This is a genomic window from Sphaerothrix gracilis Ecp01, assembly GCF_030405905.1.
In the GTDB taxonomy this organism is placed as follows: domain Bacteria; phylum Cyanobacteriota; class Cyanobacteriia; order Phormidesmidales; family Phormidesmidaceae; genus Sphaerothrix; species Sphaerothrix gracilis.
Map to the genome: position 1 here is coordinate 289,104 of NZ_JASATW010000001.1, position 25,234 is coordinate 314,337.

The window sequence follows — 25,234 nt, forward strand, 5'->3', positions numbered from 1 at the left end:
TTGCTGAAGCTTTGAGGTCTGTAGCAACCTCTACAGACCTCAAAGCTAGGCTTCAGAGTGGCCAAATTTATCAACTGCAGCTTTCGCAAAATGCGAGGACAGGGCTGCCAGCCGGATATAGCTTTTTAGATTGGTCCCAACTTTCAGCTACCGCCTCAAGACAATGCGCCAATCAGCATAGAGCTCTATGGCCCACCGACTTTGACAGTCGAGCTAGGGGCCAGTTTTCTTAACGACGAACTAGGATTTAAGCGTTTACGCTATGAGCGCCTTGGTGTCAGAGAATATTGGGTGATCAATGTGGTTACCCAGGAGGTGATTGCCTTTTCTATCGCCGCCGGGCGAGCAGACAAATACAAATTTCTGAGGTGCTGCCAGGTTTGAAAATGGCACTGGTGGAAGAGGCGCTGCAGCGATCGCAGCATGAAGACGATAGCGCGATTAAGCCGCTGGCTGATGCCAACGTTAGCCTGAGTGCTGCTGCACCCACTGACGCACAGCCCGGCGGATAGCTCGACGGCCCTGACTGCGATATTGCTCTATTAGATGGGGCAGTTCCTGCAGGGGCAGACTGGGAAATGCCAAGCTACGATCGCTCACCTGATAGACAGCTCCGCGGAGCAAAAAGATTTTCAGCGATCCATCGTCATAGCACCACAGTTCAGGTACACCTAGACGGGCATAGATTGGCAGGCGAGCTAGAGACTTGCTGGTTAAATCTATCTCCAAAGCCAAATCAGGCGGTGGATCTCGCTCTAGATTGAACTCAAGCTGCCCTCGTACCTGAGCCTCATGCTGAATATAGAAGCAGTTATCCGCCTCAACCCCAGCCTTTTTCAGTTCCTGTCGGCAGGTTGCAGATCCGTAGCATTCGTAGTCGATATCCAGTTCATCCGCAATATCTTTAACCGCGTCGCCAATGACTTCCTTGTAATATTCATGCTCTGGCAGCGGCGTCATGATTTCTAGGGTCCCATTATCGTAAGCTAGCCGCGCCGATCGCTGATCGCCTAAATCTACCAGCAGACGCTCGAACTGCTGCCAGCTAATGTGGTGCAGTAAAACGCGATCGCTGCGAGGTTTAAGAGCGGTCATAGAGAGTGTTTTAGCTGAGCTGCTCCCCTTCAGGGTAGCTCGGTTCCTGTCGATAGATACAGGCTAGTTTCGCAGGGAGAACGCTAGGCTAGACAAAAGATGTATCACTCAAATTCTCATGCGTTCTCTTGGCTTAGATAAGCTCTTTTCTGGCCTTAACCGACTTCTGATGATTGGCCTGCTGCAGGTCGTTTTTTGGGCAGGCTGGGCGATCGCCTCGCCAACTATGGCCGTTGAGCTAAAGGCAGAATTGCTGGCCCAGGCTCAGCAACCTTTTAATCCAGAAAGTATCGACACGGCTGACTTAGAGTCTGCAGCCGATGTCGTCAAGCAAGCTGCTGACGATGTTTATGAGGGCTTGGAGACGACCAAGCGGATTAAAGGCAAAACCGAGCTACGCAATCAAAAGATAGAAGAAGGACGTGATGAAGCCAGCAGTAAGCTGCAAAATCTGGCTGAAAAGGCGCGTTCTGCCGAAAGCTTAGACGATTTAACGGTGCCTGAACAACGAATTTTACGCCACTATCATGAGGTCAATTAAGGCTAATTAAAGCAGCTTAATCGCGATCGCGCTGCTTTGGCGTTGGCTATGAATTTTATGCATAGCCGCTATCGATACTAACTTTTGATCTTCTAGCAGCGTATTCCTAGGATTGAGATACGCAGTTAAAGGAGATCAATCATGATTGGATTTACCGCTTCGGGCCTGGTTAAAAAGCAGCCATCCCCTTCCATTCGGCAGCGACTTTGGCGAGCTGCAAAAGGGTTTTGGGCCTTCAGCAATTTCTACGGCGAGTATCAGTCGTTGGCCCCTCACCAAAGACGCCAGCAGTTAGCCAAGCTGGAAGCTGACGCTAAGCGCTCTTTAGGAGCGTAAGCCTATCGGGCTGGCCGATACAGCCATTTTGCCGTACCTCTCAAAGCTGGATAACAAGTTGAATAGCGGGTCTGGTTTAGCCGCAGCTTCTATTGCAGAAGATGTCTGTCTAGCAACTGAAACTGCGGCCAACCGATCAGCAGCTACATTTCCAGAACGCCTAAACTAAGCTGACATTAACAAGACAGAGAAAATCTGGCGTTTACTCTGATGTTTCAAAAGCAGGCTGTTTGTCATAGGTCGGCATTTGCCCAGACGTTAAACGCTGCCAATAATCTTTGAGATCGCCGGCCACTTCATTGGATAAAATGTAGCAGCCAATTAGGTTAGGAAAAGCCATTCCTAGGAGCATTAAATCACTGAAGTCAATAATGAGTCCTAAGCTGACCAAACAGCCTAAGAAAGTACAGACCACGTAGATGCACTTGAAAATAATAGTGCTGCGTTCGCCAAATAAATAAGCCCAAGCTTGAATGCCGTAGTAGCTCCAAGAAATAATAGTCGAGAAGGCAAACAGGCAAACGGCGATACTTAAAACGATAGGGAACCAGCCAATCACGCTTTCAAAAGCGCTGGAGGTCATCGCGACGCCGCTGAGTTCTTCGCCAGTGTCCTGATAGGCTCCGGTGAGCACAATGGCGATCGCCGTCATATTGCAGATAATCACCGTATCGATAAACGGCTCTAGCAGCGCTACAATGCCCTCTCGTACGGGTTCATCCGTTCGGGCCGCAGAGTGAGCGATCGCGGCAGAACCGACGCCAGCCTCGTTAGAAAAGGAGCTGCGGCGAATCCCCTGCACCATGACGCCGACAACGCCGCCCACAGCCGCGCTAGGAGCAAAAGCTTCGCTGAGAATAGTACCAATAGCAGCCGGTACCTGAGCAATGTTGACAATGATGACAAATAGGCAGGCGATCGCGTAGATAGCAGCCATAGCTGGTACCAGCTTTTCGGCAACTGCGCCAATCCGACGGATACCGCCAATAATCACAAACGCGGCTAGCGCTGCCAAGACAACGCCAAACAGCCAAGCAGGCAGTCCGGGCACCAGGCTAGAAATCGCGGCATAAGCCTGGTTGGACTGAAACATGTTGGCCCCACCCAAGCTGCCGCCTAAGCAGAGAATACAGAAAAGAACGGCCAGTCCTTGTCCCAGGGGCCGCATCCCCTTTGGAGACAGTCCCCGCGTCAGGTAATACATCGGCCCACCCAAAACGGTGCCATCTTCCAGGATGCGGCGATATTTAACGGCCAGGGTACACTCCACAAACTTGGTCACCATGCCAAAGAGGCCCGCCAGCGTCAGCCAGAACATAGCACCGGGGCCGCCGAGCTGAATGGCGACTGCCACACCGGCGATATTGCCTAAGCCGACCGTGCCTGAAACGGCAGTTGCCAAAGCTTGAAAGTGAGAAACTTCTCCCTCATCGTGGGGATCGTCAAACTTGCCCTGCACCACCTGGATAGCGTGCTTGAAGCCGCGAAAATTGATGAACCCCATGCGCAGGGTGAAGAAAATTGCGGCCACAAACAGCCACAGCACGATGAAAGGAAAGCCATTTTCACCCCCGATCTTGAAAAAGAGGAGGGTAGCCATGAAGTCCACAATCGGCTGAAAAATTCGGTCAACTCCGGTTGCCGCTTCTTCTTGGGCCATTGCGCCCGGCGGAGATAGTAAGATCCAGGCCAGCAGGCAGGGCAGCAGCAGCCAGAAATTTTTGTGATGTAGAACGCTTAAAAGCTGACTAAAACCGCGACTCAGGGGCGATCGCGGTGGAGTAGGGCTGAAATCAGCTTTCCAGGGATGATTGCTCATATTCAGATATCACTCATTCAAAATGAGGGGTTTAATCCCTAGTAGGCATATCATCTTCTCAAAGGGCAAGTTGTTAATTTAAGTACGCCTATTCGCTAATGACAGTTAGCCTAATATTTGCTAACCCTGGCCCAGGTTGGCGATCGCAATTTGCCAATCTGTAGCAATCCTTGGCAGGCACTCCAGCCGCCTATCGCAGATTGGCCTCAGCAACCGCTCTGATATCCCAGGATCAGGCTCGCCTGCTTCCTACCAGGACTGACAGCCGCGTGGTATAACTGTAAAGGTTTTTTAAGTTGTCCTCAGGCATCTGCTCGGTTCCTCAGGATAAACCGGCCGTCTATAGTTTTTCAGGCTACGCGCACGGCAATTTTTCCTGCCATGTGTCTCGTGAGAGCTGGCAGGTGTTTTTTTGCGCATTTTTAACGCCGATATTCACCCTTCCAGTATGGAGATCTAAGCTCATTCATGACTGCAACGACGGATAAACTAGCCAACCAGTCAGTTTTCTCAACCTCAGCAGCTCCTCAGCTCAGGACTATTATTCAATCTTTGCCTAAAGAGTGTTTTGAGAAAAACCGCCTCAAGGCATGGCTTTCAGTGCTTGTCAGCGTCAGTGCTGTGGCTTTGGGTTACGGCGCGATCGCAGTATCGCCCTGGTTTCTCTTGCCGCTAGCCTGGTTTTTTACCGGCACGGCCCTGACCGGATTTTTTGTAATTGCCCATGACTGCGGGCACCGCTCTTTTGCTAAGCGCCGTTGGGTCAATGATCTCGTCGGTCATATTTTAATGATGCCGCTGATATATCCGTTCCATAGCTGGCGGCTGCTGCACGATCATCACCATATTCATACCAACAAGCTAGAAATCGACAACGCCTGGCAGCCCTGGACGCCGACAGCGTACCGAGAGACGCCCTGGCTGGTGCGCAAGTTTTACGAAGTGCTGCGGGGACGGCTCTGGTGGCTGGCATCAGTTGCTCACTGGGCCAAACTGCACTTTGATCCCTCTCAGGTGGCTGAGCGCGATCGCCAAAAAGTTAAGTTTTCGGTTGCAGTGGTGGCTATCTTTGCTGCCGTTTTCTTTCCCACTCTCATCGCCGTTGCCGGCTTGTGGGGCGTGGTTAAGTTTTGGCTGATGCCGTGGCTGGGCTATCACTTTTGGATGAGTACGTTTACGCTCGTACACCATACTGACCCAGATATTCAGTTTTATCCGGTAGAAACTTGGGATGCCGTTGAGGCACAGCTAGCCGGAACGGTTCACTGCACCTATCCTCGCTGGGTTGAAGTGCTGTGTCACGACATCAACGTCCATGTACCGCACCATATTTCCACTGGAATTCCCTCCTATAACCTGCGTCTGGCCCATGCCAGCCTGAAATCTAACTGGGGCAGCCGCATCCAAGAGCGGCAGTTTTCCTGGACTTTGATGAAGCAAATTGTAGACCACTGCCATATTTATCACCCAGAAGTGGCCTACCAGCCATTTCGAGCAGTGAAATAGCCAGGAGTTCTGGCTCATACGGCCATAAAAAAGCAGCCTTCTTAGGGAAGGCTGCGGAGTGCTACGTGGTGTGAGGAACTAGCTAGCTTTAATATGCCGCTCCCATATGACATTTCTATGACGGTCGTATACTTTAGCGATGTTGGTTTGCCGAAGTGACTGGCCGAGCAATACCAGTATCGGCTGTCACACCTTCCCCATAGTCCACATGAACTGTTTCGATGGCTGCGCCAGCAAGCTGAAGCGTGCTGCGGATCTGCCAGATATCGGCGCTGGTGAATGAGGCGAGCTGGGCACCAATCAGAAATGAGGGAGTTTTACGAGCGGGGCAGTCGTCTATATGGGCCGTAACCTCTCCTCCTTCCTGCTGTAGTCGATCGCGCAGCCAGTCGGCGATCGCCTGCGGCTGCTTTGTATAGGCTGTCAGCAACAGCGTTTTACGCTGCGTTGCGACACGAAGCACTAAGCGAGTCGGTAAGCAAGGTTTCATAAAAATTGCCTTCTCGGCGGTTAGCCCAAACCCAATACATTCAGGTTGCCTCTAGAATGCCTTGCTTTGCTCAATTTGAGTAAAAAGAAACGGTAAATTTATTGACTTGAACTACGCAAACTCACTGACAAGCCGCCAGTCTGCTTCAGGCATGGCTGCCTCAGCGGTTGCTGCATAAAGGCCGTTGGGCATCAGCGTGTAGTCTAAATTGACCTCGGTAAGCACAGTTTCGTGCAGGATAGCCCCCCGCAGATCGGCTCCCCGCAGATCGGCCCCCTGCAGGTTAGCAAAGCTGAGATCGGCCCCCCGTAGGCTAGCACCGCAGAGATTAGCGCCATTTAGACAGGCATAGCTGAGCTGCGCCAGGCTGAAATTCGCTCCGGTCAGAGTTGAGGCGCTGAGTAAGGCATTCCTGAGGCAAGCCCCCTGAAAGTTAGTGCGAATTAGCTCAGCCCCAATCAGATTAGCGTAGGCGAGGTTGGCGTCTTGAAAGTTAACGCGCAGCAGTTCTGCCCCTGGTAAAAAAGCTTTGGTTAAATTGGCACCTCTGAAATTTGCGTCAACTAGCTGCACAAAAGGTAGCCTGATGCAGCTGAGATTGGCCTGAGACAGATTAATTTGATCAAAGGTCTGCTGCCCGCTTTCAAAAGCGTCGATGAGCTGACTGGGTTGCATAGGGACTCCTCAAGAAGGCAAAATCCATTTCTGCTAGCCTGGGCTGAGCCAACAAAAACGCGGAGAGGTAGATACGCCCCTTAATCCTGACAGTGGCGCTTGCAGGCGCTACCACCGCCGATATATAAACACTTGAAGATGCAGTCTACGTAGAAATACGAACGCTTATTCAAGCTTGATAAAGCTCGTCCGTATGTCTGACTAGTGTAAGCCTAGCTTAAATAGGGCTAGTTCAGGATCTAACCAGAGCGTTATTTTCAAGAACCTTTACCTGACAATAGGCTTAGGCTCGGCTAGCTGGTTTTTGCCTCTGGCAGAATCAACATAGCATCACCAAACGAGTAAAACCGATAGGTCTGAGCGATCGCCTCTGCGTAAAGCCGCATCAGGCGCGATCGCCCTACCAAGGCGCTGACCAGCATCAGCAGGCTAGAACCGGGTAAATGGAAGTTAGTGATCAGGCCGTCTACCACTCGCCAGCGATAGCCCGGATAGATAAATATATTAGTTTTGCCCTGAAAAGGACTTAGCTCACCGGACTGAGCCGCCCCCTCTAGAGCGCGAGTGACGGTCGTCCCGACGGCAATGACCCGACCACCCTGGGCTTTGGTTTGCTGAATCTGACTCACTACAGCCGCTGAAATGTCAATCCATTCTGCATGCATGGCGTGAGTGGTAATATCGCTTACCTCAACGGGACGGAATGTACCGAGACCGACATGCAGGGTTAAAAAAGCTCGGTGAATTCCTTTTTGGTCTAAAGCCTGAAATACGTCGGGCGTGAAGTGCAAGCCGGCGGTCGGGGCGGCTACGGCTCCCGGCGTTTCAGCATAGATAGTCTGATACTGCTCTGGCGTAGCCTGAGAGTCAGTAATATAGGGCGGCAGTGGCACCTGGCCTAACGCTGCGATCGCGGCGGCAAAAGAGAGTCCGGTTGGCAGCTCAAACTGCAGCAGTCGCCCCCCTGTGCTTTCGTCTACGGCCATCACTTGGGCCACTAGCTGAGGTGCCTGCTCATCGTCTCCAAATACAATAGTAGCCCCCGGCTTGAGCCGCTTACCCGGCTTGACCAAGGCTAGCCACTGCAGCGGTGCCCGCGCTTCCAATAGCAGAATTTCCACCGCGGCTCCTCCGGTCTTGCGCCCGTACAGGCGGGCCGGAATCACCTGGGTGTTGTTGAACACCAGCAGATCGCCAGGTTTTAGCCAGCTAGGTAAATCGTAGAAGTGGCTATGGACATGATGACTAGGGGAGTCCACAACCATGAGCCGGGCGCGATCGCGCGGTACAACCGGGTTCTGAGCAATGCGTTCGGCGGGCAGGCTGTACTGATAAGCGTCTAACAATAGGTCAGCAGAAAAGTCGGCAGCGGTCATAGTCAAGAAGATCTGGTAGTGAAATGGGGGGCTAAAGCCAAAGCTAACGCAGGGAATGCAGGCTTCACCCTACCGCAGATGTTTGCTTTTGGGGAGAACCCCTTATAGGAATCGGGGGGGGTTCCCCTACTCGTCAACAGGGCTTCTCGTAAGAATAGAGATGTCGCACCCGATAGAGCAAAACCTATGGCTGACTATCTCTACTATCTTGCCAATGCTAGCCTGACGATTCGGGTAGCTGAGCGACTACACCAAGCATCCCGCTTCCCGCTAGAGTTTATGACAGTTATTCACCAAATCGATGGCTGGGTGGTGAAAGTCAAGCTAGTAGACGGCGTCGATGCTGAAAGCTTAGAAGATTTTCGCGCCTTTTTAGACGAATTGGGCATTCCTTATCAGCCCGGCATTCGAGTGCGAATGGCGCTTTGGGGTCTAGAGACAGGCCAAGCGCCAGTAGATGTCATGCGGCGCTATCAGGTAGCCGTGGTTTCTCATGGCCGCCCCGATCGCGAAGAAATTGAGGCTTTCCGCAGTCAGTTTGTCAGCGGTTTAGGCTATTGCCCTGAAACACTTGCTTAAAAGTGCTCAGGTTTACCGCAATTGATTCTTTAAAAGTTTTGATGGCGCGTTCTGGATTGAACGCGCCATCTTTTTAAATAAATTGGCAGCTATCAGCAACATTCACTGGATTTGAAAATAAACTTCTCTCCAATTTTGCTAAAGACCTAAAACACTGTAAACGACAGCTCCCGTATGGGGATCGTTATCTATGTGAGCATACCCCGCCTTGAGCAAATCTTTGAGCGCTGTTTCTACCGCCGCAAAATCAGCCCCTGTTGCTAGAACTCCTTGGGGAACCGTAATTTGGCCGCCGCGGGTCTGAGCTGCTTGAAGTAGCTGAACCGTCAGTGACTGCTTGGCCGCGCCGACAGTATCCTGGACTAAACCCGGATGAGCAGCATTCTGCGAGGACAAAAATTTGTGACTATCTCGCAGATCTTTATCCCGGGCCATCCCTGGAATCAAGAAAAGATCAACGGCTTGGCCAAAGCCAAAGAGTCCCCAGGTGAACAGCCACAGCAGACCAGAGCCAATTTTGCCGTTGTAAAGACGGTGCAGTCCCGCAAAGCCCAAGAAAGTGGCGAGCCAGAACAAATAGCTGATAGCCGTACGCTGACTATCGTGGGGTGAATGAGTAAGCGAGCGAGGATGAGCCATAATTGTTAAGACGCTAGAAGGCTTTTAATGGCGCTGGACTAGGTCAAGAAAGAGCTAGCTTTTCTACAATCGTAGAATCACACTATTGCTTCAATCATAGCGGGTTAAATATGAAGGCTAGCAACTGGGCAATCCCTCAGCTTCCAGGTCTTAGTTCCCAGCAGTCGGCTGATCTAGAGGCTCAAAATATTCACACGACTTTACAGCTTATTCGCCAGGGCAGCACCCAGGCCAAGCGCGAGCAGCTAGCCGCTCAGCTACGAATTCATATTCAGCACGTCAATAAATGGGTAGCACTAGCTGATTTAGCTCGCATCCCGGCGGTAGGCTGTCGTTACTGCGGGCTGCTGCTCCATGCTGGCATCAGTTCCTCAGCCCACCTAGCCCAAACTTCTATTCACAAACTCTATCCCCAAATTCGCCGCTTTTACGCCACTGTCTTGCATCAGATGCAGGCCTGTCCCCCTGCCGATGAAGTCAACCAGTGGATTCAGCAAGCCCGCGCGATCGCAGGGTATTCCAGCTAAGGCTGCCGACAAGCCGACCTCGCCCCCTTAATCGGGATACCAAAACATGCCCTTGATTCCCTCCGGATCAGGCATAAACCCTAAATTACGATAAAAATCTACGACCTGAGGATCGGCAAATAACGTCACGTTGCTGATGTCTTCGCTGCGCAGCTTCTTGATAAGCTGCTGCATCAGCGCTTTACCTAGTCCCTTACCCTGATAGTCAGGATGAACAACCACGTCCCAAATGGTGGCGTTAAAGGCGTGGTCTGAGGTGGCGCGCGAAAAGCCCACCAGCCGTCGCCTGTTGGGCTGTTGCTCCCACATAGAGACAACGATAAAGCTATGCTGAATCGCTTTGCGAACCTTGCGAATTGGCCGACGAGACCAGCCCACGGCGTCGCACAGCTCTTCTAGCTCATACAAGTCAATATCTCGACTCGTACTGAAGAAGATGCGAGAGCCAGTGCTACCATTAGAAGCTTCAGAGACCGTTTCAGCAAAGTATTCCTCAGAGTGAGTTAGCTGGGAGGGCGCGGAAACCTCGGAGCTGCTAAATAAGCTTTTCCAAAAACCCATTCAGGCGCGATTGATGTATATAAGTAACGAAAAGACAATAACTAGAGTATACGCCTTAAAAACCGTCTCTCCTATGGAAAACTTGCGGTAGTTTGCAGAATTCTTTCTCCAAAAGCTGAGCTTGACCAACCATATCAGGGGAATTTGCCCGATGACAAGTCTTAGGTAGGTAGCCTAGAGTTAGATTTTTCAGGCTGATTAAAATTTTGCCTTTATCTATATTTGCAGTTGTTCCTGAATATACGTCAAGAGTTCCTTGCCAGCTATGGTTGCGGGTTTAAAACCATCTACTTTAGATTTGCTCAAACGCTTCAACCGGGCGTTCCCAAAATTCTATGAGCAATTTGTCAGCAGTGAGATTCAGCTGCAAAATCTACGACTGGCCTATCAGCTTTACAAAAGCAAGCAGGCCGTGATTGAGCTGAAGCCAGAGGGCAATCGGAGCGCGCTCCATTTTGCCTACCGCAATCAGTCTTTCTTGCTCAGCGATATTTTTGGCGTTTTGGCTGCCTATGGCCTCACAATTCATAACCTCAGTCTCTACGGGCAAATTTATCCCCCCATGCTGGTGTTTATCAAGCTGGTTGTCTCTAGGGGCGGTAAAACGCTGATAGACAAGACTTCTGATAATGTGTGTCGAGCCATTCGAGAAGCCCTAGCCGGTCGCTTTGAAGTAGAAGAAATGCTGACGGTTGAGTTCAACCTTGATGCCGGTCTCGAACAGGTCGAGACAGAATTTTATGTTGATCCGGTGTTTCACCTGCCTGCCCTGCTGATTGAGGCCGATAACCAGCCCGGACTTTTCTATAAAGTCATGTACGCCATTTGGCAGGAAGACCTGCTGGTAGTCAACGCTAATTTGCTGGTTTGGCGCGGGCGCACCCGGCTAATTCTGTACCTGCTAGGCCCTAACGAGAGCTTAATTCCGGAATATCTCGGACAAAAGATTGCCGAAAGCGTACGTTATCGCCTGCTGGGAAAGCATCTTTAAAGACAGCCTGACCCGCTTCAAGATACGATTAAAGCATGGCTAAGGTGAATGTTTTGGGTGTTCCTCACGCCTATGAGCTGACAGCACCCAGTCCCCCGACAGAGGTTTTAGTATTTATTCATGGCTGGCTGCTCAGCCGTGCCTATTGGCAGCCGCTGGTAGCAGATTTAGCTCATCAATATGCCTGTTTAACCTACGATTTGCGCGGATTTGGCGATTCTACTCAGGCGGTCGAACAGCGCCGACAAGGCCACTGTCACTGCTCGCTGCCGTCCGAAGCGACGCGATCGCCCTACGGCCTAGCGGCCTACGCAGAAGACCTAATTTGCCTACTCAATCAGCTCAATATTCGCCGGGCTTGGCTGCTCGGCCATTCTTTAGGCGGCAGCATTGCCCTCTGGGCGGCTCATCTCGCCCCCCAGCAAATTAGCGGCGTCATCTGTGTCAACGCCGGAGGAGGGATCTATCTCAAAGAAGACTTCGATCGCTTTCGTTCAGCCGGCCAGCAGATTGTGCGCTTTCGACCTAGCTGGCTCCGGCGACTGCCCTTACTAGATTTGGTCTTTGCCCGCGCGATGGTCGATCAGCCGCTATCGCGGATTTGGGGCCAGCGGCGACTCGATGACCTTGTTAGCGCCCATCCCCAGGCAGCTCAGGCGGCCTTGCTAGAATCTACGACTGAAGCTGAGGTGCATTTGCTGCCGCAGATAGTGGCTTCGTTAGAGCAGCCTGCTTACTTTGTCGGCGGCCAACAAGATCAGGTGATGGAGCCTCAGTATGTCAATCATTTAGCCAGCTTTCATCCGCTCTTTCGCACACCCGAAAGCAATGTAATTGAGCTATCCCAGTGTGGTCACATGGCGATGCTAGAGCAGCCACGGGCTTTGGCCAAAGTGGTGCAGGAAATTTTGGCTAAGCATACAGGGCCATCGCCTGGGTGATAGGCATTCTGGACTGGGCAGCGGTGGCTAGGGTAGAGGTATGACCCAGGCGAAAATGCTCGGCAGCCGCGCAGGCAATCATGGCGGCGTTGTCAGTACAGTATTTGAGGGGGGGAAAGAGGACTTGCAGGCCATGTTTGCTAGCTTCAATCTGAAGCTGCTGACGCAGGCCGCTATTGGCCGCCACGCCACCCCCGACGGCAATAGTTGAGATCTGGTGATCGAGGGCGCAGCGCAGGGTCCGACGGGTGAGCGATCGCGCAACAGTAGCCTGGAAGCTGGCAGCAATATCCGCTACCGGCAGTTCAGTGCCTTCCGCCCTCAAGCGCTCGGTCAGCCTCAGCACCGCTGTCTTCAAACCGCTAAAGCTAGAGTCGTAAGGATGAAAGCCGCCGCCTGGCAGGGAAATATTGCCCTCCGGCAAAGGATAGGCTTGGGCATTGCCCATCTGCGCCAGTTTGTCAATCACCGGGCCACCCGGATACCCTAGCTCCAACAGTCGCGCCACTTTATCAAAAGCTTCGCCGGCGGCATCATCGCGGGTCTGGCCCAAAACAACGTAGTTACCACAGCCTTTGACCTGAATCAGACTCGTATGTCCGCCAGAAACCAATAGACACAGATAGGGCGGATTGAGTTCAGGATGACTGAGATAGGACGCATAGAGATGTCCTTCCAAGTGATGAACCCCTATAAAAGGCTTATTGTGTACTAAAGCCAGAGTTTTAGCGGCGGTTAATCCCACCAGCAAAGCACCGACTAGGCCAGGGGCGCAGGTCGCGGCGATGCCATCGATCGCTGACCAATCTAGCCCTGCCGCTTCAAATGCCGCCGCTACAGTCTGACCGACATTGGCAACATGCTCTCTAGAAGCTAGCTCTGGCACAACGCCGCCATAGGGCTGATGGGTGGTAATTTGCGAGGCGATAATACTGCTGAGTACCTGACGATCGCTCACAATTGCGGCGGCTGTTTCGTCACAACTTGTTTCAATTGCTAAAATCTTCGCCATAAACTGATATTTTTCAGGATGTTAACCCCTTGCAATAAGTTGCTTTACGGCGCTTTGGCAGGGAGGTATGATGCCTGAAAGTTGAGTACATTCTTGTACAAATAACTTAACGTTTTTGGATCAAAAACGCTGATTTTACGTAATAAAGGGAAACAATTTATGCGACGGTTGTTTGCTCTAGTTCTAGCCGTTTGTCTTTGGATTGGTTTTTCGCCTGCTGCGATGGCAGGTGTCGCCGGAGATAACGTAGCCGGACTAACCCCCTGTGGCGAGTCTGCTGCCTTTCAGCAACGCGCTGCCAATGCTAAAACCGATGCCGCCAAAGCTCGTTTTGAGCTGTACGGCAATTCTAGCCTGCTCTGCGGAGAAGATGGTCTACCACACCTCGTGGTCGATGGCGATCTCTCCCATGCGGGCGAGTTCTTAATTCCGAGCATTCTCTTTCTATACATTGCCGGCTGGATTGGCTGGGCCGGACGCTCTTATGTCATCGCTGTACGCGGCGACAAGAAGCCAGAAGAGAAAGAGATTATCATCGACGTGCCGCTAGCGATCAAGTGTTCTCTAGGGGCAGCGGCTTGGCCTTTGGTTGCCTTCAAGGAAATTGCCAGCGGTGAGATGTTTGCCAAGGATAACGAGATTACCGTTTCTCCTCGCTAGCGTCTGTTTTTGAAAATTTAGGCTTAGGAGTCCTTCCCTATGGATAATTTTTTGAAGTATCTGTCCACAGCACCCGTGATTGCGACCGTTTGGATGTTTATTACGGCTGGGATTTTGATTGAATTCAATCGCTTTTTTCCAGACCTGCTCTTACATCCGTAGCCGCGCTTGGCTTTAACCGTGCTGTGTTTTGAGTCGTTGGAGAATCCGAATATCATGGTAGATGTTAGTCGTTCTAATGAGGTTGTGCATCCGGCTGAGGATCCTCAGATTGGCAATCTCAAAACCCCCATCAATTCTTCTGCTTTGTCAAAAGCATTTATTAACAACTTGCCGGCTTATCGGGCCGGCCTTTCGCCGCAGCGACGCGGTTTAGAAGTGGGCATGGCTCACGGCTATTTGCTCTATGGCCCCTTTGCTTTGTTAGGTCCGCTACGAGATTCTGACGTGCCAGCGCTGGCCGGACTGCTGGCGGCCATTGGCTTAGTCGTGATCTTAACGGCCTGCCTTTCCCTTTACAGCGGCGCAGGGGTGAAGAAGCCCATTGCAACCGTGACAACGCCCAATCCACCCAAATCTCTGGCAACTGAAGAAGGCTGGAGCGAGTTTGCTGGCGGATTTTTGATTGGCGGTATCGGCGGCGCGGCCTTTGCCTTCCTGCTGGTATCCAATATGCCCTTACTACTCAACGTCGTTTCAGGCGGCCATAGCTAGCGCTTGTTGACGCTCGCTGATTTTAGGTGTGGAGGTAGGCAATCTACCTCCACTTTTTTTAGCAGCTGTTTTGGGCGACTATGGCAGTTTGGGGGGAGCCGGATAAACTCGCGCTCCGGTGGCCGGATCGAATAGAAAAAGATGATCCAGGGCCAATCTGACGCTGAGGCGATCGCCCGTTTTGACTTTGAGCGCAGGCGGGGCGTGAAACTGCAGGGTCTGGGCCGCCGCCCGATCGTGATTAGGCACCACTGCCCGCACCAGAATTTCCCGTCCTAGCGGCTCTATCACATCGGCAATCACCTGTAGGTGAGCCTCTGAGGGGCTGAGCTGGACATGCTCCGGGCGAATCCCTAAACAAACAGCCTGACCGGACTGTTGCTCAAGTCGATGGACTATTTGCGAGGGTAGGTCAAAAGCCTGACCCTCTAGTTTGAGCTGGTTATCACCGTAGTGAGCTGATAAGAGATTCATGGGCGGACTGCCTATGAAGGCGGCCACCATGCGGTTTGCAGGCTCAGAGTAGACCGCCTGGGGGGAATCAATCTGCTGAATTCTGCCTTGGTCTAGCACCACAATGCGATCGCCCAAGGTCATGGCCTCCACCTGATCGTGGGTGACATAGAGGGTGGTGATGCCAAAGCGCTGGTGGAGCTGCTTCAGCTCGGCGCGGGTTTCATCGCGGAGCTGGGCGTCGAGGTTAGAGAGCGGTTCATCTAGTAAAAAAGCCTGGGGCTGCCGGGCGATCGCCCGGCCTAAGGCTACGCGCTGCTGCTGTCCGCCTGAGAGTTGGCGAGGTTTGCGGCTGAGTAGGTGGGCAATGTCGAGAGAACGGGCTACCGTTTCCACGCGCTGCTGGATTGTGTCAGCGGGCGTTTGCCGCATTTTTAGACCAAAGGCGAGATTTTCAGCTACGCTCATGTGAGGATAAAGAGCATAGTTTTGAAATACCATCGCTACGTCTCGATCGCGGGCAGGTACGGCGTTAACCAAGCGATCGCCCAGATAAATTTGCCCCTGCGTGACGGTATCTAATCCAGCGATCGCCCGCAAGACAGTTGATTTACCGCAGCCAGACGGCCCTACCAGTACCCAAAATTCGCCATCGGGGACTGTAAAAGTAATCTCTTCTATGGCAACCGTGTTGCCATAGCGGCGCGTGAGTCCTTTTAGTGCAACTTCAGCCACAGCACAGCCGTCTTCAACAAAAATCTCATCGACTCAAACAGTCTGACTCTATTTTTCCGACTCTCTTCAAAGTAATTGGGGGCCTCACCCTTGGCAAGACCCCCAATCATTTTTGAGCGCAGTAACTTAGAAAATTAGAAACCTAGCTCCACTTGCTGGCTACTAGCTCAGCGAGGTCAACTACGCGCTGGCTGTAGCCCCACTCGTTGTCATACCAGGCTACAACTTTCACTAAGTCATCTCCCATCACCATCGTCAGGCTGGAATCCACAATAGAAGAATCATCCGTCTTACGATAGTCGATAGAAACCAGCGGCAAATCGCTGTAGGCCAGGATTCCCTTCATCGGGCCTTCAGCCGCCTCTTTCAGCGCCTCATTTACCTGCTCGGCAATAGTGGGCTTTTCAACCTGAACGACGAGATCAACGACAGAAACATTTGGCGTCGGTACCCGTAGCGCAATTCCGTTGAGCTTGCCCTTAAGCTCAGGAATTACAAGCGCAACCGCCTGAGCCGCCCCCGTTGAGGTGGGAACAATGTTGAGCGCTGCCGCCCGGGCTCGGCGCAGATCCCGGTGACTGGCATCCAAAAGCCGCTGATCCCCTGTGTAGCTGTGGGTCGTCGTCATGGTCCCCTTGACGATGCCAAACTTGTCGTTGATGACTTTGGCTACGGGAGCGAGACAGTTGGTGGTGCAGCTAGCATTGCTGACAACATCAAAGGCACTGGGATCATAGTCTTCGTGGTTGACGCCCATAACGTAGGTGCCGATGTTGCTGCCTTTGCCCGGCGCGGTGATGAGGACTTTTTTAGCGCCAGCTTCGATGTGGCGGGCTGCCCCTTCCTGAGTTCTAAAAACACCCGTTGACTCAATTACTAAGTCAATATCCCAAGCTTTCCAGGGTAAGTTGTTGGGGTTACGGTCAGACGTGCATTTGATGGTATTGCCGTTGACAGTGATGGTGTCAGTATCAGCGCTAATGTCTGCATCAAGACGCCCTAGCATAGAGTCGTACTTGAGCAGATGCGAATTCGTTTTCGGATCAGAAGTATCATTAATAGCCACTATCTCAAGCTGGCTGTTCTCACGGGTCAACCAACACCGTAAAAAGTTACGCCCGATGCGTCCAAAACCGTTGATCGCTACTCTAACCACTGCGCTTTACCCTCTGTCTTAATTTAATCAAGTTAAGTTTGATGTAAACGACATCATCATACACATTAGCTGGAACCCAGGGCAATTACCTTAAGGCTATCGGCTGCCTGGATCAGTCTTGCCTAGGGCCACTGATCGAAAGCATTGCGGCTGATTAGGGAAACAATCACTGCCCTAACTTAGGCAGAAAAAATCAGGGCTATTTTTCTCTTTGACAAAAGAAAATTCACTCAGCCCCAAAGCTGATTAATTTCCATAACCCCAATTCTGAACTAATATCTGACAGTAATACGGCAGTTTGCCCTAAAACTCGCAGATTCTTACTGAATTGCGCTGGGGCGGCTGAAGTTTCTAGGTATAGACTATCAGTCAGTTCACTGAGTTATTTAACTGAACTTGCGGATGAACCAGCAGTAGGGCTAGATCTGCGTTAGCTTTGCCGGGTCGCTAGCAAGAGAATTCAGGTATCAGGATAATTCCTGGTATGATATCGCGTGATATTGGTGTGGTGTGGTGTGTGAGGAAATTAGAATGCTGAATTCTGTAGATTTCAGCGGCAGGCCCTTCCATTTCGTTGGCGTTGGTGGAATCGGCATGTCCGCGCTTGCCTACATCTTGGCCAAGTGTGGTTTACCCGTTACTGGTTCAGATGTTCGTCTCAGTCACATTACAAAGCGACTGCAGAAGGAAGGGGTGCACATTTTCTGGCAGCAGCAGGAATCCAACCTGTCGTTTTTTCAAACGCCTCAGGCGATCGCGGCCTCAGCGCCACGGCAGAGTTCATCGTCACAACTAGGCCGTAACTTGGGAGTTACTGCGGCAGTTCAGGCAGCAAAACAGCCGTCGGCTAGCGCCGATCTCCTACCGCAGGTCATCTGTTCAACGGCTATTGATAAAAGCAACTCCGAGTACCGGGCTGCCCTGGAACTGGGCTGTCCTATCTTTCATCGTTCCGATCTTCTAGCCGCTTTAATGTCCCACTACAGCGGCGTTGCTGTAGCTGGCACCCACGGCAAGACAACCACCAGCAGCCTGATTGGATATCTGCTGCTCAAAGCTAATCTAGATCCCACCATCATCGTCGGCGGAGAAGTGGCAGCCTGGGAAGGCAATGCCCACCTCGGCCAAGGAGACTATCTGGTGGCAGAAGCGGATGAGTCCGATGGCTCCTTGGTTAAGCTCTCAGCTCAGATAGGCGTCATCACCAATATTGAACTGGATCACCCCGATCACTACAGCACCTTAGAACAAGTCGTCGGCATTTTTGAAACCTTTGCTCGTCGCTGCCAAACGGTAGTGGGCTGTATTGACTGCCAAACTGTCAAACAAGCCATTCAGCCGGACGTTTCCTACAGCCTCAACCCCGAGACTGATGCTGACTATGTCGCCGATGACGTGACGCACTATGCTGGCGGCACCCTCGCCACCATTTGGGAGCGAGGTCAGCGTCTGGGACAGCTGCGCTTACCGCTACTGGGTCGCCACAATCTGAGTAATGCCCTAGCCGCGATCGCGGTGGGGCGTTTAGTCGGTTTAGACTTTGCGCTGATTGCAGAGATTCTCAGTAGCTTTCAGGGAGCGCGGCGCCGGTTTGAACAGCGGGGATTGCACAAGGGCATTTTGTTTGTTGATGACTATGCCCACCACCCCAGCGAAATTCGAGCGACCCTTTCAGCCGCCCGCCTCAAAGCCAGTGAGGAACCAGAGCAGTTTCCCCAACGCCGCGTCATCGCTATCTTCCAGCCCCACCGCTACAGCCGCACCGCCACCCTGCTCTCGGAGTTTGCCGCCGCTTTCAGTCAGGCCGATCAGGTGATCGTCACCGATATTTACAGCGCTGGTGAAAAGAACGTGTACGATATCGGCGGCTATGCGGTGACAGAGGCGATCGCCCAGCATCACAGCCAGGTTAAGTACCGAGCTTCTTTAGCAGAAGTGACGCAAGAGCTGACCCAAGAACTACAGTCGGGCGACATCGTTTTATTCCTCACGGCTGGCAATCTCAACCAGGTGATTCCTGACGTAATGGACTACTATCAGCGGCAGACCCACCCATCTTTAGCTGAAGCGGCTCAGCTTGCCTAAAATTCTTATATCGAGGTGCATGGAGTAATGTTGTTGACGGCTCGATATGCTATGGCCCCAGAGACTCACCCGATCAGCGAAAACTGTGCCATTCAGTCTCAGGTACCGCTAACTGGCTTGACTTCATTTCGAGTCGGTGGCCCGGCTGAGTGGCTCGTTTTTCCGCGTCAGCTTAGTGACCTGCAGGCTAGTCTGGAGTGGGCTAATGACCGCAATCTGCCCGTCACTTTTTTGGGGGCAGGATCAAACCTGTTGATTAGCGATCGCGGTTTACCCGGCTTAGTTATTTGTACTCGCTATCTTCGGCAGGCTGACTTTGATGAGTCCCAGGGCCGTATCTTGGCTGCCGCTGGCGAACCCTTAGCAACGCTGGCCTGGAAAGCTGCCAAGCGGGGCTGGCAGGGGCTAGAGTGGGCCGTTGGCATTCCAGGAACGGTTGGCGGAGCGGTGGTTATGAATGCCGGGGCACATGGGGCCTGTACGGCTGACATCTTAGTTTCAGCGGCAGTGCTGGACTCTGACGGCAAAACCTCTCAATTTTTGCCCGCAGATCTCAACTTTCGCTATCGGACCTCGGTTTTGCAGGGAGATACCCGACTAGTCACCCATGCCGTTTTTCAGCTTCAACCGGGAGCAGAGCGGCAAGCCGTGATGGCAGCTACTGCCGCTGACCTAGAGCAGCGCCGCACCACCCAGCCCTACCATTTACCTAGCTGTGGCAGCGTCTTTCGTAACCCCTCTCCCCACAGCGCTGGCTGGCTAATTGAGCAGTCGGGCCTCAAAGGCTACCAGATTGGTAATGCCCAGGTTTCGACTCAGCACGCCAACTTTATCCTGAACTGTGGCGGCGCTACCGCCAGCGACATTCTGCGCCTGATTCGCCATGTTCAGCAGCAGGTCGATACTCGCTGGTCTTTGCGGCTGAAGCCTGAGGTTAAGATCTTGGGAGAGTTTCAGCTCGCTTAGGCTGAAATTCACATCAGCGCTAGAATGATTAGGATTCAAGCGGTTTAATATTACTGTTTCGTAAAGCACTAAATAGATCATGACAAAAGGGCAAGGATTTGGCTTCGGCTTGGGCAAAATGAAGGAGCTGACAGAGGCTTTCAAGAAGGCGCAGCAGGTTCAAGAAGGGGCTAAGCGTCTGCAAGAAGAACTAGAGCAGATGGAAATCGAGGGGCAAGCCGGTGGCGGACTCGTCAAGGTAGTGCTGAGCGGCAACCAGGAACCTCGCGGCGTCACGATTGCGCCAGAAGCGCTCAATGAGGGAGCTGAGGTCTTATCTGATTTGGTGACAGCCGCCATGCAGGATGCCTACGTCAAATCCACCGCAACCATGCGAGAGCGGATGGAAGAACTGACCGGCGGTCTTAACCTACCCGGACTCTAGGCACCGCCATCATGGTGACGAAACTGCTATTTGTCTGCTTGGGCAATATCTGCCGTTCGCCCTCTGCTGAAAACATCATGAACCATCTGATTGAGCAGCGGCAGTTGGGCAGTTCTATCATCTGTGACTCGGCGGGTACGTCGAGCTATCACATCGGCAGCGCACCTGATCAACGCATGTCGGCAGCGGCCCAAGAGATACTGCAAATTCCTCTGAGCGGTAGAGCCAGACAGTTCCAGGCAAAAGATTTGGCAGAGTTTGATCTGATTCTGGCAATGGATCGGGAGAACCGCCGCGATATTCTGGCGTATGATCTCACGGGCCAATATCAGCATAAGGTGCGCCTGATGTGCGATTTTTGTCGGCATCATACTGACAAAGAGGTGCCCGATCCCTACTACGGGGGAACTGAGGGTTTTCAGTATGTCATTAACCTTTTGGTAGATGCCTGTGACGGTTTACTGGAGTATCTTTTAATACAGAAAAGCTAATGTAGTAAATGTCGGTGAATGTCGGCTTCAGTAGAAGTCCTCGACCTTGGCGGCAATCCACTGTCTCAGTAGTGCATCAAAGCAGCAATTATTTATCTGAGTTCAGACCAAGTTCAGATCTCAAGAGCGAAACAATTTACTGGCAAAAAGGATACTCTGTGACATGGGAGTTGGAGTACTTTTACTAGATGCCGACAGTAAGATTTCAACCGCTAATCAGTCGGCAATTACTCTGCTCAATTTACCCTCTGACTGTCAGGGGCTTGTCTTTGGTCAGCATAGCCAGTTTATCAGCAAGAATGGCGAGCTGATTGCAGCGCACCAACTGCCGGTGCAGCGGGCGATCGCCCAGCAAAAATCCGTTTATGACTGCACGCTGGGGCTGCGTTCCAGCCATGCCGACACCGAGCGCTGGCTGTCCGTTGATGTAGAGCTACAGCCCGCTGCTGACGCTGCCGAACTCTGCGCTATCTGTACGCTGCGAGAGCAGGCAAAACCAGCGGAGTCTGCCCCGGCCTCCCAGGAACAAACCCAGTCGGAAATGGCCTCTTTGCGCGTTATCCAGGCCATGCGTCAGACTCTGGACTTGCAGACAATTTTCAACTCAACGGTTGAGGAACTGCGCCAAACCCTGAGCGGCGATCGCGCGGCGATTTACCGATTTAACGCTGACTGGAGCGGCGAATTCGTCGCCGAATCGGTTGCCGACAGCTGGTCGTCACTGCTAGTTCGTCAGGCGGAGCAGCCGGAATTGAAGCGAGTCAGCAGCGATCGCCCAGACTGCATCGTTCAGCAAATCAACACCCCTGTCGGCTTTGTCAAAGATACCTATTTACAAGAAACAGCAGGCGGTATCTATAACCAGGGCCTAATCTGCCGCAGCGTTGCCGATATTTACGCAGCCGGTTTTGATCGCTGCTATTTGGAGCTGCTAGAACGGTTTCAGGCCAGAGCCTACATCATCGTGCCGATCTTTTGCCACGAAATCCTTTGGGGCCTGCTCTCGATCTATCAAAACGATCGTCCCCGTCATTGGCTTGCGGCGGAAACCGACATGATCGTGCGAGTTGGCAATCAGCTAGGCGTCGCCGTCCAGCAGGCCGAACTGCTGCGGCAAACCCGGCAGCAGGCAGCCGCGCTCCAGCAGGCCAAAGAAGCTGCAGACAGCGCTAGCCGAGCCAAAAGTGAGTTTTTAGCCCACATGAGTCACGAGTTGAGGACACCCCTCAATGCCGTTTTAGGGTTTGCTCAGGTTTTGCAGCAGGACAAAAAGCTGGGCCTCAGTCAGCGTCAGTCGGTAGAGATCATTGCCCGTAGCGGCGAACATCTGCTGACTTTAATCAACGATATTTTAGAAATGTCAAAAATTGAGGCAGGGCAGGTCAGCCTCAATCAGGGCAGTTTGAATCTGGCTAGCTTTCTAGATGATTTGGAGGAGATGCTCTGTCTTAAGGCCAGCAATAAAGGCTTATCGCTCAGTTTTACCTGTAATGCTGATATTCCGCCGCAAATTATCGGCGACAAGGGCAAACTCAGGCAAATTTTGCTCAATCTGCTCGGCAATGCCATCAAATTCACTGAGACAGGTTTTGTCCGGCTCACTGTACAGCGATCGCCCGCTGCCGACTCTGAGAGACTGCAGTTCAAGGTGGCCGATAGCGGCCCAGGCATTGCGCCAGAAGAACAAAGCCGCCTGTTTAAAGCCTTCAGCCAGACTCAAAGCGGCATGCAGGCTCAAGCAGGAACGGGGCTAGGGCTAGCGATTAGCCAAAAATTTGCCCAGCTCATGGGCGGCCAAATACAGGTTGAGAGCCAGGTAGGCGTCGGTACCTGCTTTACCCTAGAAATTCCGCTACAGGTGCCGGTGACGGTGCCTGCCGCTAGCCCTGCTTCAGTCCGTTTACAAGGTCAAGTCGTGGGACTGGTTCCCGGCCAGCCAGCCTATCGCATTCTGATTGTGGATGATGACGTTTATAACCAGCAGTTGCTGAAGGAGCTGCTGGGGCAGATAGGCTTTCAGGTGACTTTAGCGAGTAACGGGCAGGAGGGAGTTGCTTACTGGCGGCAGTGCCGGCCCGATTTTATCTGGATGGACATGCGGATGCCGATCTTAGATGGCTATGATGCCGTTCGCCTGATTCGCTCTGAGCCGGACGGACAGACAGTGCCCATCTTGGCTTTAACGGCCAGCGTTTTTCGAGAAGAACGTCAGGAAATTTTAGCGGCAGGCTGCAACGATATTCTTTGCAAGCCTTTTCAAGTTGAGGATTTACTGACAGAGCTGCAGAAATATCTGAATGTGCGCTATCTCTATGCGGCAGACAAGTTACCAGAGGCCGAGCCAGAATCCCAAGCGACTTCTAGCTCCCAGTTTGCTACGACTCCTAATACCGTCAGCGCGTTGCTAGAGATGTCTGCGGCCTGGCGGCTTGAGCTTTATCAGGCCGCCTCTCAAGGTAGCGATCGCCTCGTGTGCGCTTTGACGCAGCAGCTGCCGCCGACTCAGGCTCCCTCAGCAGCTCAGCTCACCCACCTCGCTAACAACTTCAAGTTCGAGGAAATTATTCAGCTAGTCGAGCAGGCCAATAGTCAGTGAAAATAACGCCGCTTTTGAACAAAATGCGGGCACCCTAGGGTAGAAACCCTGAGAACCTTTTAAATTTTTGGGCATAGCCAGCGTCCGGTATCAGAGAGTTTCGGGCCAATTTTGAACTAACTAGCTTCATGCAAAGAATTGCCGCTGGTGTACTACTCCTCAATCAGGCAGGACAAATAACATTTGCCAATGCGGCGGCGATCGCCCTGCTAAATCTACCGGAAAACTATATTGGTCAGGTATTGGGCCAGCAGCAGTTTATCAACCCGCAGGGAGAACCGCTGCCACTTGAACATCTGCCAGTGCAGCGGGCTTTAGCCAGCCACCAAGCCTGTCTCGGTACGGTCTTAGGACTCCACATCGCCAATCAGGCTGTTCCTCGCTGGATTCGCCTGGACGTAGAACCTCAGATGAACACGGCCAGCGCCAGCGCCTCAGTCAGTCAGCTTGTCTGTACCTGCAGTGAGGTAGCTGGCTTTCTAGATCAGGCACCTTCGCTGGGCAATGAAGCCCTGCTGGCTTACATGGGTCATGAACTGCGATCGCCCCTGAACGCCATTTTAGGATTTACCCAGCTGATGCAGCGCGATACGACAATGGCACACAGCCACTTGGAGCTATTGCAAATTATTGAACGCAGCGGCGAGCAACTGCTGAGTCTGATTGGTGATTTGGTTGAGCTAGGTAAAATTCAGGCGGGGCAAGTCGGCCTCAGCCATACTGCTATCCATTTGCCCAACCTGTTATCAACGCTGGAACAAATGCTGCGCCACAAAGCTAAGGCCCAGGGTCTTAGCTGCAGCTTCTGCGCAGCCACGGCAGTCCCAACCCATATCACAGCTGATGAAAGCAAGCTACGCCAGAGTTTACTCAGCCTGCTCGGCTGCATCATTAAGCTTTCGCAGGCAGAACCGATTCAGATCGAGGTGCAAACCGTAACGGCGGCAACCCAGACGGTTCTGCGCCTAGAAGTTTCTAGCTCAGCAACCAATGCGCTGCGGGTGCGATCGCAGCTATCCGGCGCTGCGGGTGCCGCCAGCTCTGAGAGCTGGAGTCTGCAATTAACCATTAGTCGTCAGCTCATAAAAGCGCTGGGCGGCACGCTACAGATTGGCTTATCGGGCAGCTTAATTGTGGCCTATGAAGTGCCGATCCGACTGATGGAGATCAACCACCGGACACCGCAGCCCCAGACCCAAGATCCTATTGTGGGTTTAGCTCCCGGCCAGCCAGCCTATCAAATTCTGGTTGTCGATGATGATCCGGTTAGTCGCCTGCTGATGGCTAGGCTACTAGGCGAACTAGGATTTCAAGTTAAGCAGGCCATCAACGGACGCCAAGCCCTACAAATGTGGCAGCAGCAGCCCCCCCATTTAATTTGTATGGACATGCAAATGCCCCAGATGAACGGTTACGAAGCGACACAGCGAATTAGGGCACAAGCGCCTTCTCTACCCATTTTGGTGATGACGGCAAACCGACCAACGCCAGAGCAGCTCCGAGCAGCTCAGTGGGACGACTTTGTGCCAAAGCCAATTCGCCGACATGTCCTGCTTGAAAAGCTGCAACAGCATTTAGGACTGGCCTACCAGTATGAGTCAACCCTGTTAGCAGAGTCAGCGGCAGCACCGCTAGGGCTTCCAGTTGCGATGCTGCAGCAAATGCCTGATGCTTGGCTCCAGGCGCTCTACCAGGCGGCGGTTCAGGGCAGCGATCGCCTGGTTTACGATTTGGCCCAGCAGATTCCTGACCCCTATAAGGCTCTGTCGCAAGCCTTGATCGCTCTAGCAGATGAGTTTCAGTTCGAGCAGATCCTGCAGGACCTGCAGCAAACTAGCGTAGAAGTGGTTTAACCCATCCCCGTAG

Annotated in this window: 28 protein-coding genes; 18 read left to right on the forward strand and 10 right to left on the reverse strand. The window is 52.5% G+C overall.

The window, feature by feature from the left end; translation table 11 throughout:
• The first annotated feature begins 177 nt into the window (after positions 1-177).
• Both QJQ48_RS01325 and QJQ48_RS01330 read left to right on the forward strand, forming a co-directional pair.
• A complete protein-coding gene (locus QJQ48_RS01325; RefSeq protein WP_346289468.1) occupies positions 178-384 on the forward strand; it encodes a Uma2 family endonuclease in 207 nt (68 codons plus the stop codon).
• A 2-nt stretch (positions 385-386) separates the two neighbouring features.
• Positions 387-512: a hypothetical protein gene (locus tag QJQ48_RS01330; protein ID WP_346289370.1), complete on the forward strand. Its 126-nt coding sequence runs from the start codon at positions 387-389 to the stop codon at positions 510-512.
• On the opposite strand, the gene QJQ48_RS01335 is transcribed toward QJQ48_RS01330, so the two are convergent.
• On the reverse strand, positions 466-1,095 hold the full coding sequence (locus QJQ48_RS01335; RefSeq protein ID WP_346289371.1) for a Uma2 family endonuclease: 630 nt from the start codon (positions 1,093-1,095) through the stop codon (positions 466-468). The two genes, QJQ48_RS01330 and QJQ48_RS01335, sit on opposite strands and share 47 nt — an antisense overlap.
• A 118-nt stretch (positions 1,096-1,213) precedes the next feature.
• Between QJQ48_RS01335 and QJQ48_RS01340 the strand changes: the two genes are divergently transcribed.
• Positions 1,214-1,636, forward strand: coding sequence for a hypothetical protein (locus QJQ48_RS01340; RefSeq protein WP_346289372.1), 423 nt, complete (start codon positions 1,214-1,216; stop codon positions 1,634-1,636).
• 141 nt (positions 1,637-1,777) lie between these two features.
• Positions 1,778-1,972, forward strand: coding sequence for a hypothetical protein (locus tag QJQ48_RS01345; RefSeq protein WP_346289373.1), 195 nt, complete (start codon positions 1,778-1,780; stop codon positions 1,970-1,972).
• A 202-nt stretch (positions 1,973-2,174) separates the two neighbouring features.
• Here QJQ48_RS01345 and QJQ48_RS01350 read toward each other — a convergent pair whose 3' ends face one another.
• Positions 2,175-3,791, reverse strand: a complete 1,617-nt coding sequence (locus QJQ48_RS01350; protein WP_428843007.1) for an alanine/glycine:cation symporter family protein — start codon at positions 3,789-3,791, stop codon at positions 2,175-2,177.
• A gap of 468 nt (positions 3,792-4,259) precedes the next feature.
• On the opposite strand from QJQ48_RS01350, the gene QJQ48_RS01355 reads away from it, so the two are divergent.
• Positions 4,260-5,297 (forward strand): fatty acid desaturase, encoded by a 1,038-nt coding sequence (locus tag QJQ48_RS01355; protein WP_346289374.1) that lies wholly within the window; start codon positions 4,260-4,262, stop codon positions 5,295-5,297.
• Positions 5,298-5,430: 133 nt separating this feature from the next.
• Here the strand turns inward: QJQ48_RS01355 and QJQ48_RS01360 are convergent, their stop codons facing one another.
• From QJQ48_RS01360 to queA, 3 genes are all read right to left on the reverse strand, one after another.
• The gene (locus tag QJQ48_RS01360; protein ID WP_346289375.1) at positions 5,431-5,787 is read right to left on the reverse strand and encodes a hypothetical protein; all 357 of its coding nucleotides are present in this window, start codon (positions 5,785-5,787) and stop codon (positions 5,431-5,433) included.
• 111 nt (positions 5,788-5,898) lie between these two features.
• Positions 5,899-6,462 (reverse strand): pentapeptide repeat-containing protein, encoded by a 564-nt coding sequence (locus tag QJQ48_RS01365; protein ID WP_346289376.1) that lies wholly within the window; start codon positions 6,460-6,462, stop codon positions 5,899-5,901.
• Positions 6,463-6,755: 293 nt separating this feature from the next.
• Positions 6,756-7,838 carry a tRNA preQ1(34) S-adenosylmethionine ribosyltransferase-isomerase QueA gene (gene queA / locus QJQ48_RS01370; protein ID WP_346289377.1) on the reverse strand — a complete coding sequence of 361 codons (1,083 nt, stop codon included), beginning with the start codon at positions 7,836-7,838 and terminating at the stop codon, positions 6,756-6,758.
• A 186-nt stretch (positions 7,839-8,024) separates the two neighbouring features.
• Here queA and QJQ48_RS01375 point away from each other — a divergent pair, with 186 nt between their 5' ends.
• Positions 8,025-8,417, forward strand: coding sequence for a hypothetical protein (locus QJQ48_RS01375; RefSeq protein ID WP_346289378.1), 393 nt, complete (start codon positions 8,025-8,027; stop codon positions 8,415-8,417).
• Positions 8,418-8,555: 138 nt separating this feature from the next.
• Here QJQ48_RS01375 and QJQ48_RS01380 read toward each other — a convergent pair whose 3' ends face one another.
• On the reverse strand, positions 8,556-9,056 hold the full coding sequence (locus QJQ48_RS01380; protein WP_346289379.1) for a TM2 domain-containing protein: 501 nt from the start codon (positions 9,054-9,056) through the stop codon (positions 8,556-8,558).
• A 110-nt stretch (positions 9,057-9,166) separates the two neighbouring features.
• On the opposite strand from QJQ48_RS01380, the gene QJQ48_RS01385 reads away from it, so the two are divergent.
• Positions 9,167-9,583: a DUF4332 domain-containing protein gene (locus QJQ48_RS01385; RefSeq protein WP_346289380.1), complete on the forward strand. Its 417-nt coding sequence runs from the start codon at positions 9,167-9,169 to the stop codon at positions 9,581-9,583.
• 27 nt (positions 9,584-9,610) lie between these two features.
• Here the strand turns inward: QJQ48_RS01385 and QJQ48_RS01390 are convergent, their stop codons facing one another.
• Positions 9,611-10,144, reverse strand: coding sequence for a GNAT family N-acetyltransferase (locus QJQ48_RS01390; RefSeq protein WP_346289381.1), 534 nt, complete (start codon positions 10,142-10,144; stop codon positions 9,611-9,613).
• A gap of 265 nt (positions 10,145-10,409) precedes the next feature.
• On the opposite strand from QJQ48_RS01390, the gene QJQ48_RS01395 reads away from it, so the two are divergent.
• Both QJQ48_RS01395 and QJQ48_RS01400 read left to right on the forward strand, forming a co-directional pair.
• The gene (locus QJQ48_RS01395) at positions 10,410-11,135 is read left to right on the forward strand and encodes a hypothetical protein (protein ID WP_346289382.1); all 726 of its coding nucleotides are present in this window, start codon (positions 10,410-10,412) and stop codon (positions 11,133-11,135) included.
• A 35-nt stretch (positions 11,136-11,170) separates the two neighbouring features.
• Positions 11,171-12,076 carry an alpha/beta fold hydrolase gene (locus QJQ48_RS01400; RefSeq protein WP_346289383.1) on the forward strand — a complete coding sequence of 302 codons (906 nt, stop codon included), beginning with the start codon at positions 11,171-11,173 and terminating at the stop codon, positions 12,074-12,076.
• On the opposite strand, the gene tsaD is transcribed toward QJQ48_RS01400, so the two are convergent.
• The gene (gene tsaD / locus QJQ48_RS01405; protein ID WP_346289384.1) at positions 12,048-13,088 is read right to left on the reverse strand and encodes a tRNA (adenosine(37)-N6)-threonylcarbamoyltransferase complex transferase subunit TsaD; all 1,041 of its coding nucleotides are present in this window, start codon (positions 13,086-13,088) and stop codon (positions 12,048-12,050) included. The two genes, QJQ48_RS01400 and tsaD, sit on opposite strands and share 29 nt — an antisense overlap.
• Positions 13,089-13,247: 159 nt before the next feature.
• On the opposite strand from tsaD, the gene QJQ48_RS01410 reads away from it, so the two are divergent.
• The 3 genes from QJQ48_RS01410 to QJQ48_RS01420 are packed head-to-tail and all read left to right on the forward strand — an operon-like array spanning position 13,248 to position 14,462.
• Complete coding sequence (locus QJQ48_RS01410; protein WP_346289385.1) at positions 13,248-13,748, forward strand: Photosystem I reaction center subunit III; 501 nt, start codon at positions 13,248-13,250, stop codon at positions 13,746-13,748.
• A gap of 39 nt (positions 13,749-13,787) precedes the next feature.
• Complete coding sequence (psaJ, locus tag QJQ48_RS01415) at positions 13,788-13,910, forward strand: photosystem I reaction center subunit IX (RefSeq protein WP_346289386.1); 123 nt, start codon at positions 13,788-13,790, stop codon at positions 13,908-13,910.
• 54 nt (positions 13,911-13,964) lie between these two features.
• Positions 13,965-14,462 carry a photosystem I reaction center subunit XI gene (locus QJQ48_RS01420; protein WP_346289387.1) on the forward strand — a complete coding sequence of 166 codons (498 nt, stop codon included), beginning with the start codon at positions 13,965-13,967 and terminating at the stop codon, positions 14,460-14,462.
• A gap of 78 nt (positions 14,463-14,540) precedes the next feature.
• Here QJQ48_RS01420 and QJQ48_RS01425 read toward each other — a convergent pair whose 3' ends face one another.
• Positions 14,541-15,650 (reverse strand): ABC transporter ATP-binding protein, encoded by a 1,110-nt coding sequence (locus QJQ48_RS01425; RefSeq protein ID WP_346289388.1) that lies wholly within the window; start codon positions 15,648-15,650, stop codon positions 14,541-14,543.
• 142 nt (positions 15,651-15,792) lie between these two features.
• Positions 15,793-16,806 carry a type I glyceraldehyde-3-phosphate dehydrogenase gene (locus QJQ48_RS01430; protein WP_346289389.1) on the reverse strand — a complete coding sequence of 338 codons (1,014 nt, stop codon included), beginning with the start codon at positions 16,804-16,806 and terminating at the stop codon, positions 15,793-15,795.
• 531 nt (positions 16,807-17,337) lie between these two features.
• On the opposite strand from QJQ48_RS01430, the gene murC reads away from it, so the two are divergent.
• From murC to QJQ48_RS01460, 6 genes are all read left to right on the forward strand, one after another.
• Positions 17,338-18,891, forward strand: a complete 1,554-nt coding sequence (gene murC / locus QJQ48_RS01435) for a UDP-N-acetylmuramate--L-alanine ligase (protein ID WP_346289390.1) — start codon at positions 17,338-17,340, stop codon at positions 18,889-18,891.
• Between the two features lie 27 nt (positions 18,892-18,918).
• The gene (gene murB / locus QJQ48_RS01440; RefSeq protein ID WP_428843008.1) at positions 18,919-19,857 is read left to right on the forward strand and encodes a UDP-N-acetylmuramate dehydrogenase; all 939 of its coding nucleotides are present in this window, start codon (positions 18,919-18,921) and stop codon (positions 19,855-19,857) included.
• A gap of 79 nt (positions 19,858-19,936) precedes the next feature.
• On the forward strand, positions 19,937-20,281 hold the full coding sequence (locus QJQ48_RS01445) for a YbaB/EbfC family nucleoid-associated protein (protein ID WP_346289391.1): 345 nt from the start codon (positions 19,937-19,939) through the stop codon (positions 20,279-20,281).
• 11 nt (positions 20,282-20,292) lie between these two features.
• The gene (locus tag QJQ48_RS01450) at positions 20,293-20,772 is read left to right on the forward strand and encodes a low molecular weight protein-tyrosine-phosphatase (protein ID WP_346289392.1); all 480 of its coding nucleotides are present in this window, start codon (positions 20,293-20,295) and stop codon (positions 20,770-20,772) included.
• Positions 20,773-20,935: 163 nt separating this feature from the next.
• On the forward strand, positions 20,936-23,368 hold the full coding sequence (locus QJQ48_RS01455) for an ATP-binding protein (protein ID WP_346289393.1): 2,433 nt from the start codon (positions 20,936-20,938) through the stop codon (positions 23,366-23,368).
• 128 nt (positions 23,369-23,496) lie between these two features.
• A complete protein-coding gene (locus QJQ48_RS01460; protein ID WP_346289394.1) occupies positions 23,497-25,221 on the forward strand; it encodes a response regulator in 1,725 nt (574 codons plus the stop codon).
• Positions 25,222-25,234: the final 13 nt, after the last annotated feature.

Coding starts and splice junctions, on each gene's coding strand:
- QJQ48_RS01330 (WP_346289370.1), top strand. CDS start 387: ATGGCACTGGTGGAAGAGGCGCTGCAGCGATCGCAGCATGAAGACGAT.
- QJQ48_RS01335 (WP_346289371.1), bottom strand. CDS start 1,095: ATGACCGCTCTTAAACCTCGCAGCGATCGCGTTTTACTGCACCACATT.
- QJQ48_RS01340 (WP_346289372.1), top strand. CDS start 1,214: ATGCGTTCTCTTGGCTTAGATAAGCTCTTTTCTGGCCTTAACCGACTT.
- QJQ48_RS01345 (WP_346289373.1), top strand. CDS start 1,778: ATGATTGGATTTACCGCTTCGGGCCTGGTTAAAAAGCAGCCATCCCCT.
- QJQ48_RS01350 (WP_428843007.1), bottom strand. CDS start 3,791: ATGAGCAATCATCCCTGGAAAGCTGATTTCAGCCCTACTCCACCGCGA.
- QJQ48_RS01355 (WP_346289374.1), top strand. CDS start 4,260: ATGACTGCAACGACGGATAAACTAGCCAACCAGTCAGTTTTCTCAACC.
- QJQ48_RS01360 (WP_346289375.1), bottom strand. CDS start 5,787: ATGAAACCTTGCTTACCGACTCGCTTAGTGCTTCGTGTCGCAACGCAG.
- QJQ48_RS01365 (WP_346289376.1), bottom strand. CDS start 6,462: ATGCAACCCAGTCAGCTCATCGACGCTTTTGAAAGCGGGCAGCAGACC.
- queA (WP_346289377.1), bottom strand. CDS start 7,838: ATGACCGCTGCCGACTTTTCTGCTGACCTATTGTTAGACGCTTATCAG.
- QJQ48_RS01375 (WP_346289378.1), top strand. CDS start 8,025: ATGGCTGACTATCTCTACTATCTTGCCAATGCTAGCCTGACGATTCGG.
- QJQ48_RS01380 (WP_346289379.1), bottom strand. CDS start 9,056: ATGGCTCATCCTCGCTCGCTTACTCATTCACCCCACGATAGTCAGCGT.
- QJQ48_RS01385 (WP_346289380.1), top strand. CDS start 9,167: ATGAAGGCTAGCAACTGGGCAATCCCTCAGCTTCCAGGTCTTAGTTCC.
- QJQ48_RS01390 (WP_346289381.1), bottom strand. CDS start 10,144: ATGGGTTTTTGGAAAAGCTTATTTAGCAGCTCCGAGGTTTCCGCGCCC.
- QJQ48_RS01395 (WP_346289382.1), top strand. CDS start 10,410: ATGGTTGCGGGTTTAAAACCATCTACTTTAGATTTGCTCAAACGCTTC.
- QJQ48_RS01400 (WP_346289383.1), top strand. CDS start 11,171: ATGGCTAAGGTGAATGTTTTGGGTGTTCCTCACGCCTATGAGCTGACA.
- tsaD (WP_346289384.1), bottom strand. CDS start 13,088: ATGGCGAAGATTTTAGCAATTGAAACAAGTTGTGACGAAACAGCCGCC.
- QJQ48_RS01410 (WP_346289385.1), top strand. CDS start 13,248: ATGCGACGGTTGTTTGCTCTAGTTCTAGCCGTTTGTCTTTGGATTGGT.
- psaJ (WP_346289386.1), top strand. CDS start 13,788: ATGGATAATTTTTTGAAGTATCTGTCCACAGCACCCGTGATTGCGACC.
- QJQ48_RS01420 (WP_346289387.1), top strand. CDS start 13,965: ATGGTAGATGTTAGTCGTTCTAATGAGGTTGTGCATCCGGCTGAGGAT.
- murC (WP_346289390.1), top strand. CDS start 17,338: ATGCTGAATTCTGTAGATTTCAGCGGCAGGCCCTTCCATTTCGTTGGC.
- murB (WP_428843008.1), top strand. CDS start 18,919: ATGTTGTTGACGGCTCGATATGCTATGGCCCCAGAGACTCACCCGATC.
- QJQ48_RS01445 (WP_346289391.1), top strand. CDS start 19,937: ATGACAAAAGGGCAAGGATTTGGCTTCGGCTTGGGCAAAATGAAGGAG.
- QJQ48_RS01450 (WP_346289392.1), top strand. CDS start 20,293: ATGGTGACGAAACTGCTATTTGTCTGCTTGGGCAATATCTGCCGTTCG.
- QJQ48_RS01455 (WP_346289393.1), top strand. CDS start 20,936: ATGGGAGTTGGAGTACTTTTACTAGATGCCGACAGTAAGATTTCAACC.
- QJQ48_RS01460 (WP_346289394.1), top strand. CDS start 23,497: ATGCAAAGAATTGCCGCTGGTGTACTACTCCTCAATCAGGCAGGACAA.